Annotated in this window: 17 protein-coding genes and 1 tRNA gene; 1 reads left to right on the top strand and 17 read right to left on the bottom strand. The window is 48.5% G+C overall.

Annotated features, from left to right (window positions below; genetic code table 11):
• Nucleotides 1-166: 166 nt before the first annotated feature.
• The 4 genes from QHH26_09035 to QHH26_09020 all read right to left on the bottom strand — a co-directional run bounded on the left by QHH26_09035 (nucleotide 167) and on the right by QHH26_09020 (nucleotide 2,422).
• The gene (locus QHH26_09035) at nucleotides 167-943 is read right to left on the bottom strand and encodes a hypothetical protein (protein ID MDH7482098.1); all 777 of its coding nucleotides are present in this window, start codon (nucleotides 941-943) and stop codon (nucleotides 167-169) included.
• A 38-nt stretch (nucleotides 944-981) separates the two neighbouring features.
• The gene (locus tag QHH26_09030; GenBank protein MDH7482097.1) at nucleotides 982-1,578 is read right to left on the bottom strand and encodes a tetratricopeptide repeat protein; all 597 of its coding nucleotides are present in this window, start codon (nucleotides 1,576-1,578) and stop codon (nucleotides 982-984) included.
• Nucleotides 1,538-2,053, bottom strand: a complete 516-nt coding sequence (locus tag QHH26_09025) for a tetratricopeptide repeat protein (protein ID MDH7482096.1) — start codon at nucleotides 2,051-2,053, stop codon at nucleotides 1,538-1,540. Before QHH26_09025 ends, QHH26_09030 begins: the two co-directional genes overlap by 41 nt.
• A 138-nt stretch (nucleotides 2,054-2,191) precedes the next feature.
• Nucleotides 2,192-2,422 carry a hypothetical protein gene (locus QHH26_09020; protein MDH7482095.1) on the bottom strand — a complete coding sequence of 77 codons (231 nt, stop codon included), beginning with the start codon at nucleotides 2,420-2,422 and terminating at the stop codon, nucleotides 2,192-2,194.
• 337 nt (nucleotides 2,423-2,759) lie between these two features.
• On the opposite strand from QHH26_09020, the gene QHH26_09015 reads away from it, so the two are divergent.
• Complete coding sequence (locus QHH26_09015) at nucleotides 2,760-3,017, top strand: hypothetical protein (GenBank protein MDH7482094.1); 258 nt, start codon at nucleotides 2,760-2,762, stop codon at nucleotides 3,015-3,017.
• Nucleotides 3,018-3,040: 23 nt separating this feature from the next.
• Here QHH26_09015 and QHH26_09010 read toward each other — a convergent pair.
• The 13 genes from QHH26_09010 to QHH26_08950 form a co-directional block, all read right to left on the bottom strand.
• A tRNA-Val gene (locus QHH26_09010) sits at nucleotides 3,041-3,115 on the bottom strand.
• A gap of 242 nt (nucleotides 3,116-3,357) precedes the next feature.
• Nucleotides 3,358-4,176, bottom strand: a complete 819-nt coding sequence (locus tag QHH26_09005) for a methyltetrahydrofolate cobalamin methyltransferase (GenBank protein MDH7482093.1) — start codon at nucleotides 4,174-4,176, stop codon at nucleotides 3,358-3,360.
• 60 nt (nucleotides 4,177-4,236) lie between these two features.
• Nucleotides 4,237-4,773 (bottom strand): NUDIX hydrolase, encoded by a 537-nt coding sequence (locus QHH26_09000; GenBank protein ID MDH7482092.1) that lies wholly within the window; start codon nucleotides 4,771-4,773, stop codon nucleotides 4,237-4,239.
• A complete protein-coding gene (locus QHH26_08995) occupies nucleotides 4,770-5,855 on the bottom strand; it encodes a DUF3866 family protein (protein ID MDH7482091.1) in 1,086 nt (361 codons plus the stop codon). The genes QHH26_09000 and QHH26_08995 overlap by 4 nt, the downstream gene beginning before the upstream one ends.
• Nucleotides 5,856-5,911: 56 nt before the next feature.
• Nucleotides 5,912-7,033, bottom strand: a complete 1,122-nt coding sequence (locus tag QHH26_08990) for a M20/M25/M40 family metallo-hydrolase (protein MDH7482090.1) — start codon at nucleotides 7,031-7,033, stop codon at nucleotides 5,912-5,914.
• A gap of 122 nt (nucleotides 7,034-7,155) precedes the next feature.
• Nucleotides 7,156-8,193 carry an SIS domain-containing protein gene (locus QHH26_08985; protein ID MDH7482089.1) on the bottom strand — a complete coding sequence of 346 codons (1,038 nt, stop codon included), beginning with the start codon at nucleotides 8,191-8,193 and terminating at the stop codon, nucleotides 7,156-7,158.
• Between the two features lie 11 nt (nucleotides 8,194-8,204).
• Nucleotides 8,205-9,392, bottom strand: coding sequence for a GNAT family N-acetyltransferase (locus tag QHH26_08980; protein MDH7482088.1), 1,188 nt, complete (start codon nucleotides 9,390-9,392; stop codon nucleotides 8,205-8,207).
• A complete protein-coding gene (locus QHH26_08975) occupies nucleotides 9,392-10,588 on the bottom strand; it encodes a mannitol-1-phosphate 5-dehydrogenase (GenBank protein MDH7482087.1) in 1,197 nt (398 codons plus the stop codon). The genes QHH26_08980 and QHH26_08975 overlap by 1 nt, the downstream gene beginning before the upstream one ends.
• Entirely contained in the window at nucleotides 10,589-11,539 is a 951-nt protein-coding gene (locus tag QHH26_08970) for a transketolase family protein (GenBank protein ID MDH7482086.1), read from the bottom strand.
• 66 nt (nucleotides 11,540-11,605) lie between these two features.
• Entirely contained in the window at nucleotides 11,606-11,992 is a 387-nt protein-coding gene (cdd, locus tag QHH26_08965) for a cytidine deaminase (protein MDH7482085.1), read from the bottom strand.
• Between the two features lie 7 nt (nucleotides 11,993-11,999).
• Nucleotides 12,000-12,842 (bottom strand): transketolase, encoded by an 843-nt coding sequence (locus QHH26_08960; GenBank protein ID MDH7482084.1) that lies wholly within the window; start codon nucleotides 12,840-12,842, stop codon nucleotides 12,000-12,002.
• A gap of 37 nt (nucleotides 12,843-12,879) precedes the next feature.
• Nucleotides 12,880-15,234, bottom strand: a complete 2,355-nt coding sequence (locus QHH26_08955) for an endonuclease MutS2 (protein ID MDH7482083.1) — start codon at nucleotides 15,232-15,234, stop codon at nucleotides 12,880-12,882.
• Between the two features lie 77 nt (nucleotides 15,235-15,311).
• A complete protein-coding gene (locus tag QHH26_08950; GenBank protein ID MDH7482082.1) occupies nucleotides 15,312-16,052 on the bottom strand; it encodes a hypothetical protein in 741 nt (246 codons plus the stop codon).
• Nucleotides 16,053-16,066: the final 14 nt, after the last annotated feature.

Below are 16,066 nucleotides of genomic sequence, written 5' to 3'. Positions count from 1 at the left end.
CTATCCTTGTTGTATCAACCACACGGGGCCTAAAGAGCACAGCGTCCGCATACACGGGGCGCCAAGGTATGAGAGAAAACGTCCGAGCCCGGCTTGAGCGCAAGTCGGGCTCGGATTAATGACTGAGTAGCTCTCCCCATCAGCCGCATCACAAACTGTGAAAGGCTCACTTGGCAGCAGCACCCTGTACCCGTGAGGCGAACCTTCTGGGAGACTCCGGCTCCCAAGGAAGCACGAGAGCCATACTGGCTCGCCTCACGTATTCTTCCTTTTCGAGCTTGTAAATCTTAAACAGAACTTGCTTGCCGTCCGACCACCAACTCATGAACGAATACCAGTCCCATTCCGACATCGCGTCAGGCCCGTAGTGGAGCCCCCCAATTGCTGAGCTCCCATCTCTACTGATGCCGCTTCTGGTAGGTTTTGGAGCACTTTCTCCCTCAAACACCGGCAGATTCAACACCATCGAAGCCACTTGCTCCACAAATGCACCCACGTCGGCAAGCTCCCTATGGAAACGAGAAGGAGGACTAACGAGCAGGTAAAGCGCTTTTCCATCCTGAATGCGAATATGAATGCCTGACTTCGTCGTATATTCAAGCAATACATAGTCGCTTCCATCATTCCATAGGTCAACTAGACCAATACGCTTCTGTTTGACTTTCGCCTCCGATGGGATACAATCTTCCCGAAGAACTCTTCGGAGGATTTTGAGTAGATCAGCAACCTCCACGTCCAGGTTTCCATCGTACTTCTTGGCTCTAATCGTCTCCTCCGTGGGCCAGCAGGCGTGTCTTGCAAATAAAATGGATGGTTTAGACAGTACCTTTTTAATGTCCAAGGTGCCAGGCACGACGAACCCGTCTAGTTGTGCACACTGGGCATGTCCTGGGAAAAAGCCTCCTAGCAAAATAGCAACAAGGATTGTACTTGCTAGTCTCATTTCCGCTACCCTCTCTTTCTTGGTTATATTCCGTCTTTCTACTCAGCAAGAGATCTGAGTCTTCCACGTGCCACATCCGCCCATTGACTCTTGGGAAGCTCTTTGACGAGTTGCCGCAACGTCGCCATTCCTTCGTCCTTACTGCCCAACCGGATTTGACAATCACCTAGAATGTACATGATGTACGCCTTCCAGGAGGCCGGCGGCTGCTCGGAGAGAAGCGACTTGCACTGCGCGACAACGTCCGCATAGCGCTTCTCCGGTAGGTATCCGGTAGCCAGCTCTGCCTTCATCCACCATGTGAAGTAGTTATGGGGCAGGTTGCGGATAGCGTCTTCCAGGATCTCCCGACCTCGGGCCGGGTTGTTGCGCAAACGTTCGTTCTGAACGTTGCGACCCTCATGGATGTAGAAGAGGCCTAGCCTAAATCGCGACCAGGCGACGCCCTTCGTCTCCTTCGGAAACTGCTGCTGCACACTTTCCAGAGTGGTTATTGCCGCCTCCAGTTCGGCCTCGTCCCTGGTTTTGTACCACTTCTGCAGGTGCGCCATGCCCTCCAAAGCGGCGGCCTCGGCCCTAACCTCGATAGCAGCCTTAGGATTCTCCTTGACAGCCTTGAAGTTCTCGCATGCCAAGTCCAGTTCGCCAGTGGCGGTCTGAAGTCGGGCTACTCTGAACCTGGCTAGCTCCGCCTCGGGTGTACCCGGGTAGCGAAACGTAACCTGGAGGAACCAATCCAGAGCGTCTGCCCGCCCAGCTTTTTTTTGCCAGGTAGGCCAGGCGAAGTAAAGAGTCGGGCGCTCTCGGGCTAGATGGATGATTGTCCACAACCCACGAAAAGCGCTGTTCGGCGAGGGGGAGGTCACCCTCTTTGATGGCGATGAAGCCGAGCTTCCAACTAGCCTCGGCTGCCTGTAGGGTCTGCGGGTACTGGGAGATACACTGACCAAAGAGATTCTTGGCTGCGGCAAGGTCCCCACGGGCTACCGCCTCATGCCCTGCAGCAAGAAGTTCCTCTGCTGTCGCCGCGCCACAGGGACCCGCTGCCAGCACCGCAAACGCACTCCCTATTAGGAGCACGCAGTGGACGACCTTGCGAAACTGAATCATAGGTTCACACCCCCTCTGCGGAGGGGTTACGCGACGCGAGGCGTCCGTGGCGTAACCACTGCGCTAATTTATATTGCTAGTTTAGCAGAAAAAAAAGAGCCTGGCAAGTATTTTAATTTTTTTATTTTTGGCATTTTATTATAGTTCTAAAATTCTTTTACCCCGATTTCCCTGGCCGACATCCGTGAAGAAATACGATGGTCGGCAGTAGAACTCATCAGTGGATTGAAGACGCATTCCCTCCAGTACGGCTACGGAGGTGTTTCCACGGCGATACGAACTCTTGTCCTCATGCTCATCGTGCAGCTTCATCTCAGCCGTGCTTGGAAGGTGAGCTGGCAATAAACCCGAGTTCTCGCCCACTTGCATCCCTAAAACTCCCTTTAACTGCCTGGGTCGCCACAACTCTACCACCGGTTGCCTTTGCAAGCGCCTCTATGGTACCTTCTCCACCATCAGCAAGAGGAATAAGTATACACTCAGCCTGAGGGAACGCAGCATGTACCCCTTTTGTGCGCTTAAATTGCCTTCGAAAGAATCCGGAGCAACGATGACTTTCATATTCATTAATGGGTCTACCCAATTCAAACACATAGCAAGCCTCATAATAAAGGATTAACAACTTATCGCACTGGGAATATAAAAGCAACAGTTTGCATGATTAAAGCGCAAAATATAGCTAAGAGTAAATTTGGAGGCGATCATAATGGAAATACGAATTGGCCGCGTAACACATTACTTTTCACGGCTTGGCGTAGCAGGAGTACATATAGAAGCAGATGGGCTGAAAATAGGAGATATAATCCGCATAAAGGGGCACACGACCGACCTTACACAACCGGTTGAGTCAATGCAGCTAGAACATGAAACCATTCAGGAAGCCAAACCTGGAATGGATATCGGACTGAAAGTTCAAGACCACGTGCGCGAACATGATATTGTATTCAAGATAGTTCAGTCGTAAGTTTGCTTACCACAAAATAAAAATGGTGGGCGATAGTGGACTTGAACCACTGACCTCCTCGGTGTCAACGAGGCGTTCTCCCCCTGAACTAACCGCCCACTCGACGTAATTTGTTTGATGTTAGCCCGATATAAGTTCAATCAGCAAGGTAACATTATACAAAAATATCATGAAATTGTAAAGCCTTTTTATCCTGGACTAACAGCTTCTTTCTCGGCAACTTGTTTGCAAGAAGTAATCCGTAGATTTCATATTAAGGAATTCGCTGATTGCACAAGCGAATAACGCTAGCAATCGTCCAACGCCTCAAATTAAAGGACAAGTGCCACATAGGTTGCTATTATTTTGCTTCTTCAAGTTTGCCCTCGCGATGCGCTGAAAGGTATCCGGCGCAGAACTCGTCCTTCCCCAAAATTGCCTCCGATGCATATATTAATGCCATAAGTTGGCGATCGAGCGGGTCAATTATCGCAGCGTCAATTCCTGCTTCAAGACACATCACCGTAAAAGCTTGGTTTAGGAATTTTCGCGCAGGTAAACCGTGAGAAACGTTGCTGATGCCAGCTATCGTCTGAACATCAGGGCGCTCCGCCTTGACTGTGCGTATTGTGTCGAGAACCGCTTTCCCATATTGCGGACCCGTAGCTACTGGGTATACAAGTGGGTCTATATAGATATCCTCCGGCTTTATCCCAGCGCTCGTAAGTTTCTCAATCAATACACTTGCAATGCGGATGCGGCCCTCATAATCATGAGGTATGCCAGCATCATCCATGCAAAGCGCAACAATTTTTGCGCCGAATTCTTTTATCAGCGGTATGGTGCTTTCTAGGCGGGCGGTCTCCGCAGTAACAGAATTAATGAATGCTTGACCCTTGTGAACCTTAAGGGCACGCTGAACAGCTTCAAGGTTAGGGCTGTCAATTGAGAGCGGCACATCGAGTGCATTTTGAATTGTTGTAACAAGCCACTCCAGCGCCTCAGGTTCACCTTCGGTAAGCGTGCCTGCATTTACATCAATGTATGTTGCGCCTGCTTCTTTTTGCTTGCGTGCAAGGTCAATTATATACTCAGCGTCTCTTTCTTTTACAGCTTTTTCAATAACTGGCTCTCCTTTAATCTTGCGACTAGTGTTAATTCTTTCTCCGATGATAAGCATTTGTTAATCCTCCGACAGTTTTTGTTATTTGTAAAAATCTAGCTTTTCGAGAATCGAATGCTATCCCAACTTCAATTTAGACGCCAACAAAAGCCCACAGATACTTTTGGCATCTAAAATAGCACCTCTGCAAATCATTTCGACTGCGTCTTTGAGATTAATGGTAACAACTTCTAAAAATTCGTCGAAATCCCTTTTCTCCGAAACTTTCTGCAAATCCTCTGCAAGAAAAGTGTGAAGCATTTCGGTTGAATAGCCAGGCGACAGGTAAGAGTGAAACATCTCTGTCAGCTTCCCAGGATAGTATCCAATCTCCTCAACCAATTCTCGGCGGGCGCAATCGGCGGGGTCTTCACCGTCCTCAAGCGTACCTGCAGGAATTTCAAGTAGCTCCGACCCGACAGGCTGCCGAAACTGCCTGACCATCACAACCTTTTCGTGGTCGAGCATTGGAACAACCGCCACGGCACCCTTGTGTTCTACTACCTCTCGCGTCGTTCGCCGCCCATTCGGCAGTTCAATCGTATCAACGCGCAGGCTTACAATTCGACCCTCGAAGATCCGCTTAGACTCTATGGTTTTCTCTTTTATATTCATGATTCACCAAGAATTTCAGCCGCCACAACGCCCGCGGCTGATGCTGCAAGGAAAAACTCCATATCTTCATCAATCGACCGACCCATCGTTCTAACGTTGATTCCCAGCCTCTTAAGTTCCTCAACACCTACCTCGGCGTTAACTATGCGAAGCTCGTGTCCGACCTTCGAAAGCGCTGGTTCAATTGCCTTGCGGACGATTGCAAGGCGTTCAAGTGACATTTCTGGCAGTGGCACAAGTGCTTTGGTGAGAGCAATTTCACCGAGAACGGTCGCCGTGTGGTGGCTAAGTCCGCGGTGGCGTTCCCTGGTGTCGGCAAAACTAACCCGAGGCACAGCGATTGCTATCCCGCCAAGTATATTACACGCATTGATTGCCTCTCCCTGCTCGATTCCTGAAAAACCATATTTGCTACTTGTGCCCGCATTGCCAGGGCCCTGGCTGACGATTGCAACATCAGCCTCAGCCACTTGCTTGGCTATTATCAATGCCGTGAAGATATTAATTGCCTCGAAGTCGCCTCCAAACGCTTGCCCACAGGTAATTGTAACATCGAGCAGACCCTTGTCCTTCAATTCCGCCACCAGCCTACTCAGCGCAATTGGTATAGCGGCGCCATCTGTCATTACATAGGCAAGACGCATATTATAAGCCGTCTGTGCTTTAAAAGCAGCAGCAGCCGGTGCAATTTGACTGTGAAGCTCACAGCAGATAACTGGCATTCTTCCCAAAGTTTTGAACGCAAGAATGCGCTCACGGATATTAGGGTCATCCTCCTCGGCAGCGACTACAGAAAGTTGATGAGGCGTATATCGAAGCTTCATGACCCTGCCAGGCGAGATTACCTCTTCTTGCTCAGGACGGGTCAAGTTGCAAATAATGAAGTGAAATCCGCCTGTGCCAAGGTTTAAATCTACAGCTGTGGTATTAACCAGAACCTCATCGCCCGGTAAGACACGGCCAACTAGGTCGGGATAGCATATAGCTTTTTCATGCCTGCCGCCAATTTCGACGAGAAGCTCAACTGCTCCCTTGCGCTCAGAAATAACCTCAAGGACCCTGGCTTTTCTTCTATTCAGCATGGGTTAGTACTTTTAATCTCCGTTAGGCTTAAGAAAGTGCCATTATTATTTGGCAATCAAGCACCAGCCGCTACCTCAATAAGTGCAACCGTCATCTCAGCGGACTTTACAAAATCTGAAATATCGATGTATTCTTCAACGCTATGGGCTTTGTCATAGCCGATCCCTATGACAGTTGCTGGCAACCCGTGAGCGTTAAATATATTCGCATCGCTTCCGCCACCGGTTTCATGCATCTCAGGCTCAATTCCGACCCTACGCGCTGCTGTAACCGCGAGCCTTACCACTTCGTCATCGTGCGAAAGCCTGTAAGAATGATAAGAGCGGTCTATTTCAATTTCAATTCCTGCACCCATTTCCGCCGCTGCTTCGTGAAATGCCTCAACCATATGCTGAACTTGTGCATCCAACTTCTTCTCGTTTCGACTGCGAGCCTCGGCTTTAACCTCGCAATATTCTGGCACGATATTTCGAGCGGTTCCACCGCTAATAACACCAACGTTAGCTGTAGTCTCGAAGTCGATGCGCCCTATCCGCATATTGGCAATAGCCTTGCTTGCCGCTACTATAGCGTTGATTCCATCTTCAGGCCGAGCCCCGGCATGCGAAGCACGACCGTAAACCTTAGCAAGAATATTATCGTGCGAAGGTGCAGCTATCGTTACGCATCCGACAGGCTTCCCCATGTCATAGACGAAAACACATCTTGAGGATATGGCACTATAGTCTAAGTACTTCGCGCCCAAAAGGCCAATCTCCTCGCCGATAGTGAACGCTATTTGGAGGTCTCCATGAGGGATTTTTCTCTCATTTACAACATGCAAGCCCTCAAGAATTGCGGCAATTCCAGCTTTATCGTCAGCTCCAAGAATGGTTTTGCCATTCGAGCGGATGGTATCACCATCCATAATATATCCCCAGTTTTCAGTTGGGGAAACGGTATCCATGTGCGCGCTGAACATAATTGGCACAGCGCCTTCAACCGAACCTTTCTTTGTTGCAATTACGTTGCCGGTATTGCCTCCTACTTTCTCACCTGCTTTATCAAGCATAACCTCAAAGCCGAGACTCTTCAGCTCTTCGGTTAACACATCCGCCAGAGCTTTTTCATGCTTTGCTGGGCTACTGATTGCTGCAAGGCTCAGAAATTTGTTCACCAGCCGCTCTCTGTTTACCATTTGACTCCTCCGATTTCACTTCTTTCTCCGTCAAGCCACAATGAAGGAAACCTATTTGACGCTATGTCACATTTTTATATGTTTTAAATTTTGGGCGTTCGCTCTACATATCACGCATTGATTTACATAGTCCGCGTTACTTTGCTTAAGCCACGTGGGTTGTCGGGGTTATAGCCCTTCGCTAATGAAAGATACTGCGCAAATAGCTGGCCCGCAACTATATAAACAAGCGGACTAAAAACCTCATTTACGCTTATTGGCAACTTGATTGGTGTTTTTGCCTTTTCGAGAATCTCATCTTCTGTGGAAACAACAATCATTTCGGCTTTCTTCTCTACCAGCTTCTCCGATAGCTCAAACATCGAATCGTAGCCCCTGCCTTGCGGCGCATAAAGGAACACCGGAAATCCTTCTTCGATAACAGCAATTGGGCCGTGCATAATCTCTGCTGCGGACAAAGGATTAGCCACGACGTAGCATGTCTCCTCAAGCTTCAAGGCAGCTTCCTGGCACGTTGCTTGGTTTAATCCACGCGCTGTTACCATGCACTCAGACATATACCTATATCGCTCAACACACTTGGCGATGTCCCCTTCTATGGAAAATACAGATGCCATGGCAACCGCCGCAGACCGAAGCCCATCGAGCATTTCATGTTTTTCACCTAAAGCACTCGATATCAAATAGATTAATGCCAGAGTTGACGTGTAGGTCTTAGTTGCTGCTATGCTTTTTTCCTCACCCGCACGACATAGGAGGCAATAATCTGAAACATTAGCAAGACTCGACCCCTCGGCGTTGGTTATACCAGCGGTGAGTGCACCCATTTCTCGCGCCTGCCTCAATACTTCAACAACATCGGTTGACTCACCAGACTGTGAGATGCCAAGGATAAGATACCGAGATAGGTCGAGCTTTGAGCGATAGAGTGTAAAAACTGATGGAGCAATCAAGGCAACCAAAACGCCATTAACTATTTCGAACACATATTTTGCAAGGGTAGCCGCATTGTCCGATGTACCGCGTGAAGCGATGCCAATAGCATTGATGCCTCGTTCTTTCATTGCGCGGCAAAGGCCAAAGGCGTTATTAAGCTCCGAGCCAATAACCCTTTCGATAATTGCCGGCTGCTCATGGATTTCGTCGAGCATATAAGACATGGCGTTGACTCCTAGAAATGATCTGGCCCCCAAAACACTGGTTTTTGCTTTGGAAAGAGGGTTGAAATAATCTTATGTGCCTCCAAAGTAGTTTCAATTTGTAATTCATCCACCGATTTAAATCCAAAAATCAGGCTAAACAAGTCCTCTTGAGAAATTTGCACATGCATGGGGTCATATGCTCCGAGATTTACTTGACTGTCGCTTACCGTAAGCTCAAGGCTACCAAATTCAGTATCCAAGCTAATAGCCCCCGAAGAAAGCATATTGTTTCGAACACGCAGATTTAACTCGTGCATTAGTCGCGCCCCTAGCGAACGAATATCAATTAGCCGATACATTCCACTGTGATATTCTCGCACCTGTAAATCGTCTGAAACTCTCCGAAGAGCCTTTAGAATACGGGGTTCTTGTGGAACATTACACCATAAACCTTGAGCACCCATGTCTCTTGCTCTAGCCGCCGCACACGTGATTAGAAGGTCGAAGCATGCCTCCTGTCCTGGAAGGCAGCCTATCTCGCTGATTCTAAAAGTATCCTTGTCTGATGGAGAAAACACATAACCGATGATTGTTCCCCCTCTTTCGGCTACTATCGTATTATCCGGCTGCCCAAACCTAGGCTGAACATATCCTTTCCAATAATTTGTTGGCCGCCTAACGGTTAGCGGTCGAGCGTTATTGTAAGCTTGGTAAACCGCCTGAATGCCAGGGAAATCATCATCAGTACGTTGGCGTACGACATAGCCACGTACCTCCAACGGCTTGATATTCTGCTTTAGCTTGCCCATTAGGTAAGGCATCGGCATGGATTTCCAGCCAAGTCGCTCATAGAAGGGCTGGATGCCCGTAAATAACAATGAGAAGTCAAAGCCACAGCGTCTCATTACGCGTATAGAATCTTTGAGAAGTCGCGAGCTATACCCTTTTCCTCTATATTCAGGCAGTGTCGCCACATTAGCAATTCCACCCATAACAATATCTGCGACTCCGACGCTGACTAATCGCTCACATATCTGAACCGCACTCACTAGTTTCCCATCGACGACGCACACCCTTGTGTATTCTAGCTTGAACCAGGGGTCTCCATAGAAGTAGGGAAGGAAATAATTCCGCCCAACGCGCTCAAAAACTGTTGCCCATAAATTCAAGCACTCATCAAATTCATCTGGGCGAATTGCTCTGAACTCCTCAGGCATTATTTAACCTCTGCTTTGGGCGGCCATTCTCCTGATTTGATGATGTCCAGCCACTCGCGAATCATTCCAGCAAGTTCAGAACTTGGTTCAATGGCGCAAACAGAACGAAAGACTTGATCCAAGCCTTCTTCCTGAATCATTTTCTGGAGCTTTAGTGCCGCTTCGTCATCAGGATGGTCATATAACAATGCTGCCGCTGTGGCTAGACAAATATTATCGGGTTTAATCTTATACTCCATGCAGAGCTTGGCACTGCCAATCAATCGGTCGTCGGGGCCAAGCTTTCTAATTGGGTCGCGGGCTACACGTGCCACCTGGTCTCCAAGTGTGACATTTGAAAACCGACGAAGGAGATCATCAATGTGCTCCTTATGCTCCTCAGGCGTAAAACCATGTCTCTTGATTAACGCCTCACCTGTTTCCGCAAGCGCGCCTTCAACGACTTTCCGAACGATAGGGTCGTTCATAGATTGATAGATATACTCAAATCCTCTCAAATAGCCCAGGTAAGCAGATGCGGCGTGTCCGAGGTTATGGGTAAAAAGCTTTCTTTCGACGTAAGCCTCGAAGTTGTCATAGGGCTGCAAACCAACTATTGCTGGTATTTCGCCGACAAAACCTTTGCGGTCAACGGGCAGCTTTTTATATTCCTCCACAACAACAAGCAAAGGGTCGCGCTGTCGCTGCTCTTCAGTCATTACCGGAACCATTCTGCTAACTACCGACTCCACAAACCCCACGTGTTCTCGTACATAATCGGCATATGCAGAAGGCAGCTCCTCAAGGATATATCCTCTTAGGACGTCGGAGGCATGCAGGAGGTTCTCGCAGATAATAATATTCAGCGAATCGTTAACTTTGGCATCGGCTCGAAGCTTGATACCTTTGGCAATTGAAGGAGCGACATGGCGCAAGACATTAACGCCAACCGCTGTACAAACAATTGATGCATCGAAAATTTCACGAGCAACAGCCTCTCGATTGTTCCCATGAACTGCGCGAACATTGCGGATTATTACAGTCTCTGGATGGTCGCTAGCTATTTCGATGGGATACCAGCCGCGTTCGTTAATAAGATGAACGATTTCATCTACGACGTCTACAAATACTACCTCATAGCCTGACTCGGTAAATAATTGGCCTGTGAAACCCCTGCCGATGTTCCCTGCGCCAAACTGGACAGCCTTCTTTGCCATCTACCTACGCTCCCGCTTGTGCTTGATGGCTAGCTTGGCAGAGGAAGCAATGTCCGATGAAGTCATGCAGTACTTCGCCAAAAGTTCATGCGGTTTCCCAGACTCCCCGAAGGTGTCTGGGAGGCCAACACGCTCAAGGGGAACTGGGAAGGCATCAATCAATACCTCAGCAATTGCACTGCCAAGTCCCCCAATGACGCTGTGCTCTTCAGCAGCCACAGCGCATTCGGTCTTGCGAACTGAGCCGAGAATGGTCTCGGTATCAAGGGGTTTTATCGTGCTAACGTTCACAACTTCGGCAGAGATGCCCTCCAGCGCCAAACTTTCCGCCGCCTCCAAAGCCTCTGCTAGCATAATACCACATGCAAATATTGAAACATCATCGCCTGGGCGAACTACCACTGACTCACCGATTTGAAAGTCATAACTATCGTCAAACACCACCGGCACGGCAGACCGTCCAAGTCTCATATATACTGGCCCTTCAAAATCAGCGACTGCCATTACAGCCTTTTTTGTCTCAACAGCGTCCGCTGGAACAATAACCGTAATGTTTGGTAATGCCCGCATGATGGCAATGTCCTCATTAGCTTGGTGGGACGCCCCATCCTCTCCGACAGTGATTCCACCGTGGGTGGCGACGATTTTAACATTAAGTTCGGGGTAGCACACCGACATTCTGACTTGGTCCCAAACACGCCCACTTGCAAAAACAGCAAACGTACTTGCAAATGGAATCTTTCCACACGTTGCAAGGCCAGCCGCGGTTGAGATCATATTTGCTTCGGCAACACCCATATTGAAATGCCGATTGGGAAAAGCCTTGGCAAAAAGATTTGTTTTTGTAGATTTTGACAAATCAGCGTCAAGAACAACAACATTGGGGTTCTTTTTGCCCAATTCTACGAGCGCCTCTCCATATGCATCTCTTGTGGCGATTTTTTCAGGCATTTGTTTCTCCCTACTCTTTCATTACTCTAAAATCAATAGTTGACCTTAGAACTAAAAACACTGCAACTATAGTTTGAAAGCATGTGGCAAGAGATTCGCAAGAGTATAAGCCTCAACTCCTTCATCTGACACTAGGTAAACGTCCACATCCCCTTCAGCAGGCACAAATTCGGCGATTACCTGGCGGCATGCCCCGCATGGGAAAGCCCGTCTGCCAGCTGAATTTGCAACCGCAATTGCTTTAATTGTCTTTTCGCCTTCGGAAATTGCCTTCAGGACGGCAACTCTTTCCGCGCAAATAGTGAGCCCAAACGATGCGTTCTCCACGTTAGAACCGGCATAAACCCTGCCGCTTTCACCTAGGACTGCGGCTCCGACTTGAAATTTGCTATAGGGTGCATATGCCGTGTTTATGGCAGCTCTGGCTGCCTCTATCAACTTTTCACGAAGCATGTTTGAATTATTCAGCGTCTCCAGCCTCCAATTCGGCGAGGGCTTGGCGAACTTGTTCTTCGTTTGGGGCTTTGCCATGCCAATCACACACGTTCTCCATAAAGCTTACGCCTTTGCCTTTGATTGTGCGCGCAATAATCATTGTAGGCTTGCCATCTACTCGAGTATCAGGGGAGAGTGCATCCAAAATCTGCGTGAAGTCGTGGCCATCTATCTCAACTACATTCCAACCGAACGCTCGCCATTTATCAGGTAGCGGATTAACGTCCATTACCTCGCAATTAAAGCCGTCTATCTGCAAGCCATTAAAATCCGTAATGGCAGTGAGGTTGTCCAGTTTGTAATGGGCGGCTGCCATTGCTGCCTCCCATATTTGGCCCTCCTGGGACTCACCATCGCCAATCATACAGAAAACGCGATAGTCTTTCCCGTCAAGTTTTCCAGCTAGCGCCATGCCGTTTGCTCCTGAGAGTCCCTGGCCAAGCGAACCAGAGGTAAATTCTACTCCCGGCAGCTTACCCAAAGCGGGATGCCCTTGGAGTCGGCTGTTGATATTGCGAAAAGTGATAATTTCTTCTTTTGGAAAGTAGCCGCTTTCGGCGAGCGCGGCATAGAGCACTGGGCATGCATGGCCCTTACTGAGCACAAAGCGGTCGCGGTCCGGCCAATGTGGATTCTTCGGATCATGGCGCATGACATGGAAATAAAGCGCCGTTACTATGTCAGCAGCTGAAAGTGAGCCACCCGGGTGTCCTGACTGTGCTGCGCCTATCATTACTATGATATCTTTGCGAATCTCTCGAGCCTGATTTTTTAACTTACGAATTAAATCTTCAGGATAATTTCCCATTCAAATTGACTCCTTCTCACAGCTTTTTCTTATAGTGCTACTTTTCACGAAGTTTGACTATGGTTGCGCCCGTACCGCCTTCATCTTGTTCGCCAAGACGAAATGATTCCACCGCATGATGATTCGCCAAAAATTCCCAAACTGCCTTCCTTAATGCGCCGGTTCCTTTGCCATGAATTATTCGAACCGACGCCAAGCCAGCTAGATAGGCGTCGTCAAGATACTTGTCAAGATTTATAAGTGCTTGCTCAACCCTCTGGGCAATAAGCTTAAGCTCAGGCGAAATTTGGCCAACCTTCTCTGCTGAGATTTGAACTGCACCTGTTGCTTCCTCGATTTTCTTTGATATGCTCTTAGCTGGTCTAAGCGCACTGAACGGAACGCTCACTTTCATGCTACCCACCATGACCAATGCTTCTCCCTCTCCCGGGTCATTTAACAACTCGCCATCAACATTAAATGTAGTTACCCTGACCTGGTCCCCGGCTTTTAGAACGAATGGCTCCTCTGGCTCTTCCTTTTCTTCCGGAAGCAGTTCTTCCAATTCATCTCGGATTTCCTTTACCCGTTGCTTAAATTTCTTCCTATTTTCATCAAGTTTCTTCGGCTGACTACCAGTGCGCTTTAGATCCTGAATTATCTGCTCTAATTCTTCAATCTTCTTGCGCACATGTCGGTCAATTTCCTCAGCGAGCTGTTGGCGTATTTCCCGACGAAGGATTTCAAGTTCCTCAAGGCGCTTTTCGTAGCGCCTTTTCAGCTCCTCAACGTCCCTCGAAATCCGCTCTGCGATTTGCTCACGCTCCGCAGCAGCACGGTGGGTTTGCTCAATCTTGCGAATGATTTCCTCTGATGATTCCCTGCCGCCAATCATCTCGCGTGCTTCCTGGACAATTTGAGGCGGAAGGCCAAGGCGAGATGCAATTGCTAGAGCATTGCTGCTCCCAGGAACACCAATCATCAGTCTATATGTAGGCTGAAGAGTTTGGATATCGAACTCAACACTCGCATTTTCTATCCCTTTGCGAACAAAAGCAAATTCTTTAAGTTCGCCGTAGTGAGTGGTAGCTACAACCCTTACACCCTTCTCCATTAGATTATCAAGTATTGCCTTTGCAAGTGCGGCCCCCTCCGCCGGGTCGGTTCCTGCACCAATCTCATCAAGTAACACAAGTGAATTCTGGCTGAGATTGCGAATAATGTTCACGATGTTCCCCATATGCGACGAGAACGTGCTAAGGGACTGCTGAATGCTTTGCTCGTCACCTATATCTGCAAAGACCTTATCGAAGACCGCCAATTCGCTACCGGGATTTGCAGGAATGTGTAGGCCGCTTTGCGCCATCAGAGTGAGTAGTCCTATAGTCTTAAGCGCAACCGTCTTTCCACCAGTGTTTGGACCTGTGATGAGAAGAGCGGTAAAATCCTTGCCAAGACGAACATCTATTGGCACGACCTCGCCTTTTAATAGCGGATGGCGCGCCTTCGTTATGTCAAGGCGACCTTCTTTGTTAAGCAGAGGCTCGGTTGCATTCATATCGCAACTCAGCTTTGCCTTTGCAGATATAAAATCGAGTCTCCCCAACGCGCCAAGTGTTACTGTAATCTCTGATGCACTAGACTTTACCATGCCAGATAGCCGTCGGAGAATTCTCTCAATCTCATGCTGCTCTTTTGACGCCAACTCCTTTAGCTCATTCCCCATCTCCACGACCGACGCAGGTTCCATGAAAACAGTTGCTCCGCTTGCACTGCTATCGTGAACAATACCGGGGAAATGAGGACGGTGCTCGGCTTTGATAGGAATGCAGTACCGGTCGCCGCGTTGTATAATCACCGGGTCTTGTATCATTGTACGGAATTCGGCTGAGTGGATAATCGAATGAAGCCTATCTGTGAGGCGAGCATGAACGGCTTTCAATCTGCTTCGAATTCTGGCAAGGTCTGGGCTAGCAGTGTCACGTATTTCCCCGCTTTCGCTAATGCACTCGCCGACAGCCTGCTCAATTCGAGGGAATACACCGATATTTGCCGCAACCTCGGCTAGCTTCGGAAACATCTCTTGGCGTTTCTGAATGAAGCCCTTTAGTCTGCGGCCAGCCGCAAGTGTTTCAGCAACTTCAAGTAGGTCAGATGGACCGAGAACTCCGTCCATTGCCGCCTTACTTACATGAGGACGTATATCGTGAATACCGCCAAGAGGAAGCGGACCTTCTTCTTGAAGGATTCTCTTTGCCTCTGTTGTTTCCCTTTGGCCCTCTGTGATGGCAAGGAAGTCGTTAGTGGGCTCAAGCTGACGCGCGACATCATCCCCGAGTGCGCACGCAGTTCGCTCTCGGAGCATACAGATTATATCGCTGAACTCGAGAACCTTGAGGGTGTGGGCATCCATTGCCGCTCAATTCTAACAAAAACACCGCGCGACGACAAGCTTTGACGAATGCCTAAAGAGAGCTAAGAAGCCTGCAATCAATTTGCCCACATAATCGTCTTACCATTGCTTTGGATTGCAGCTGAGTTGTCCGCTCCTCGTTCGAATGAAACTATTACTGAATACATTCCCCAACCTTCTAAGTCTGCAATGCAAAAATCAGGTTCTTCGACGACTCCAAGGTCGAAAATATCGCGCCATCTAAAAGCCTCAATATACTTCGAACCGTTCCACTTATGAACTAGAATAATCATCCGCCCAGGTTCTCCTTGTTTCTCTCGCTCTCCGATTACCGTGAACAGTTCCGGTATAAGATCTCCATCCATATCTACGGGCACCATGAGGTGAATATAGCCAGCCTTTCCCAATGTCAGCGATTGCCTAACCGCTTTCTGGCCGTCAATGAGTTTCATTCTAACTTCGGAGGAAGGTGGAGTTGGTGGATTGGCAATTTGATTTTGGACTCTTCTTAATCTTTGGATTTTAAAGTCAGCTAATTCAGCGTAAGTAACATCCGGTGCAGAGCTTTCGTTAAAAGCATTTTGCTCACCATGCATCTTTTTCAGGAAACCCCACGTGTCAATAGCGAGTTGGAACTTCCCCATGCGTTCTCGAACACGAGCAAGCTGCTCAATGGCGTATGCTTGGTCTTTACTCTCTTTTTCAACTTCAGCTTTCCAATACTCTTCCTCTTTCTCAAAATCCACAGCCAGACAAGGCAGTAAAACAAATAAGATGGATACTATAGTAATAATCAAGATAAAAGCCTTAAGCCTCACGACAATCCCCTCCA

The organism is Armatimonadota bacterium, from assembly GCA_029907255.1.
Classification (GTDB): domain Bacteria; phylum Armatimonadota; class UBA5829; order DTJY01; family DTJY01; genus JAIMAU01.
Note: the sequence above shows the minus strand (reverse complement) of the source record. Positions and strands in the feature narration are given on the sequence as shown.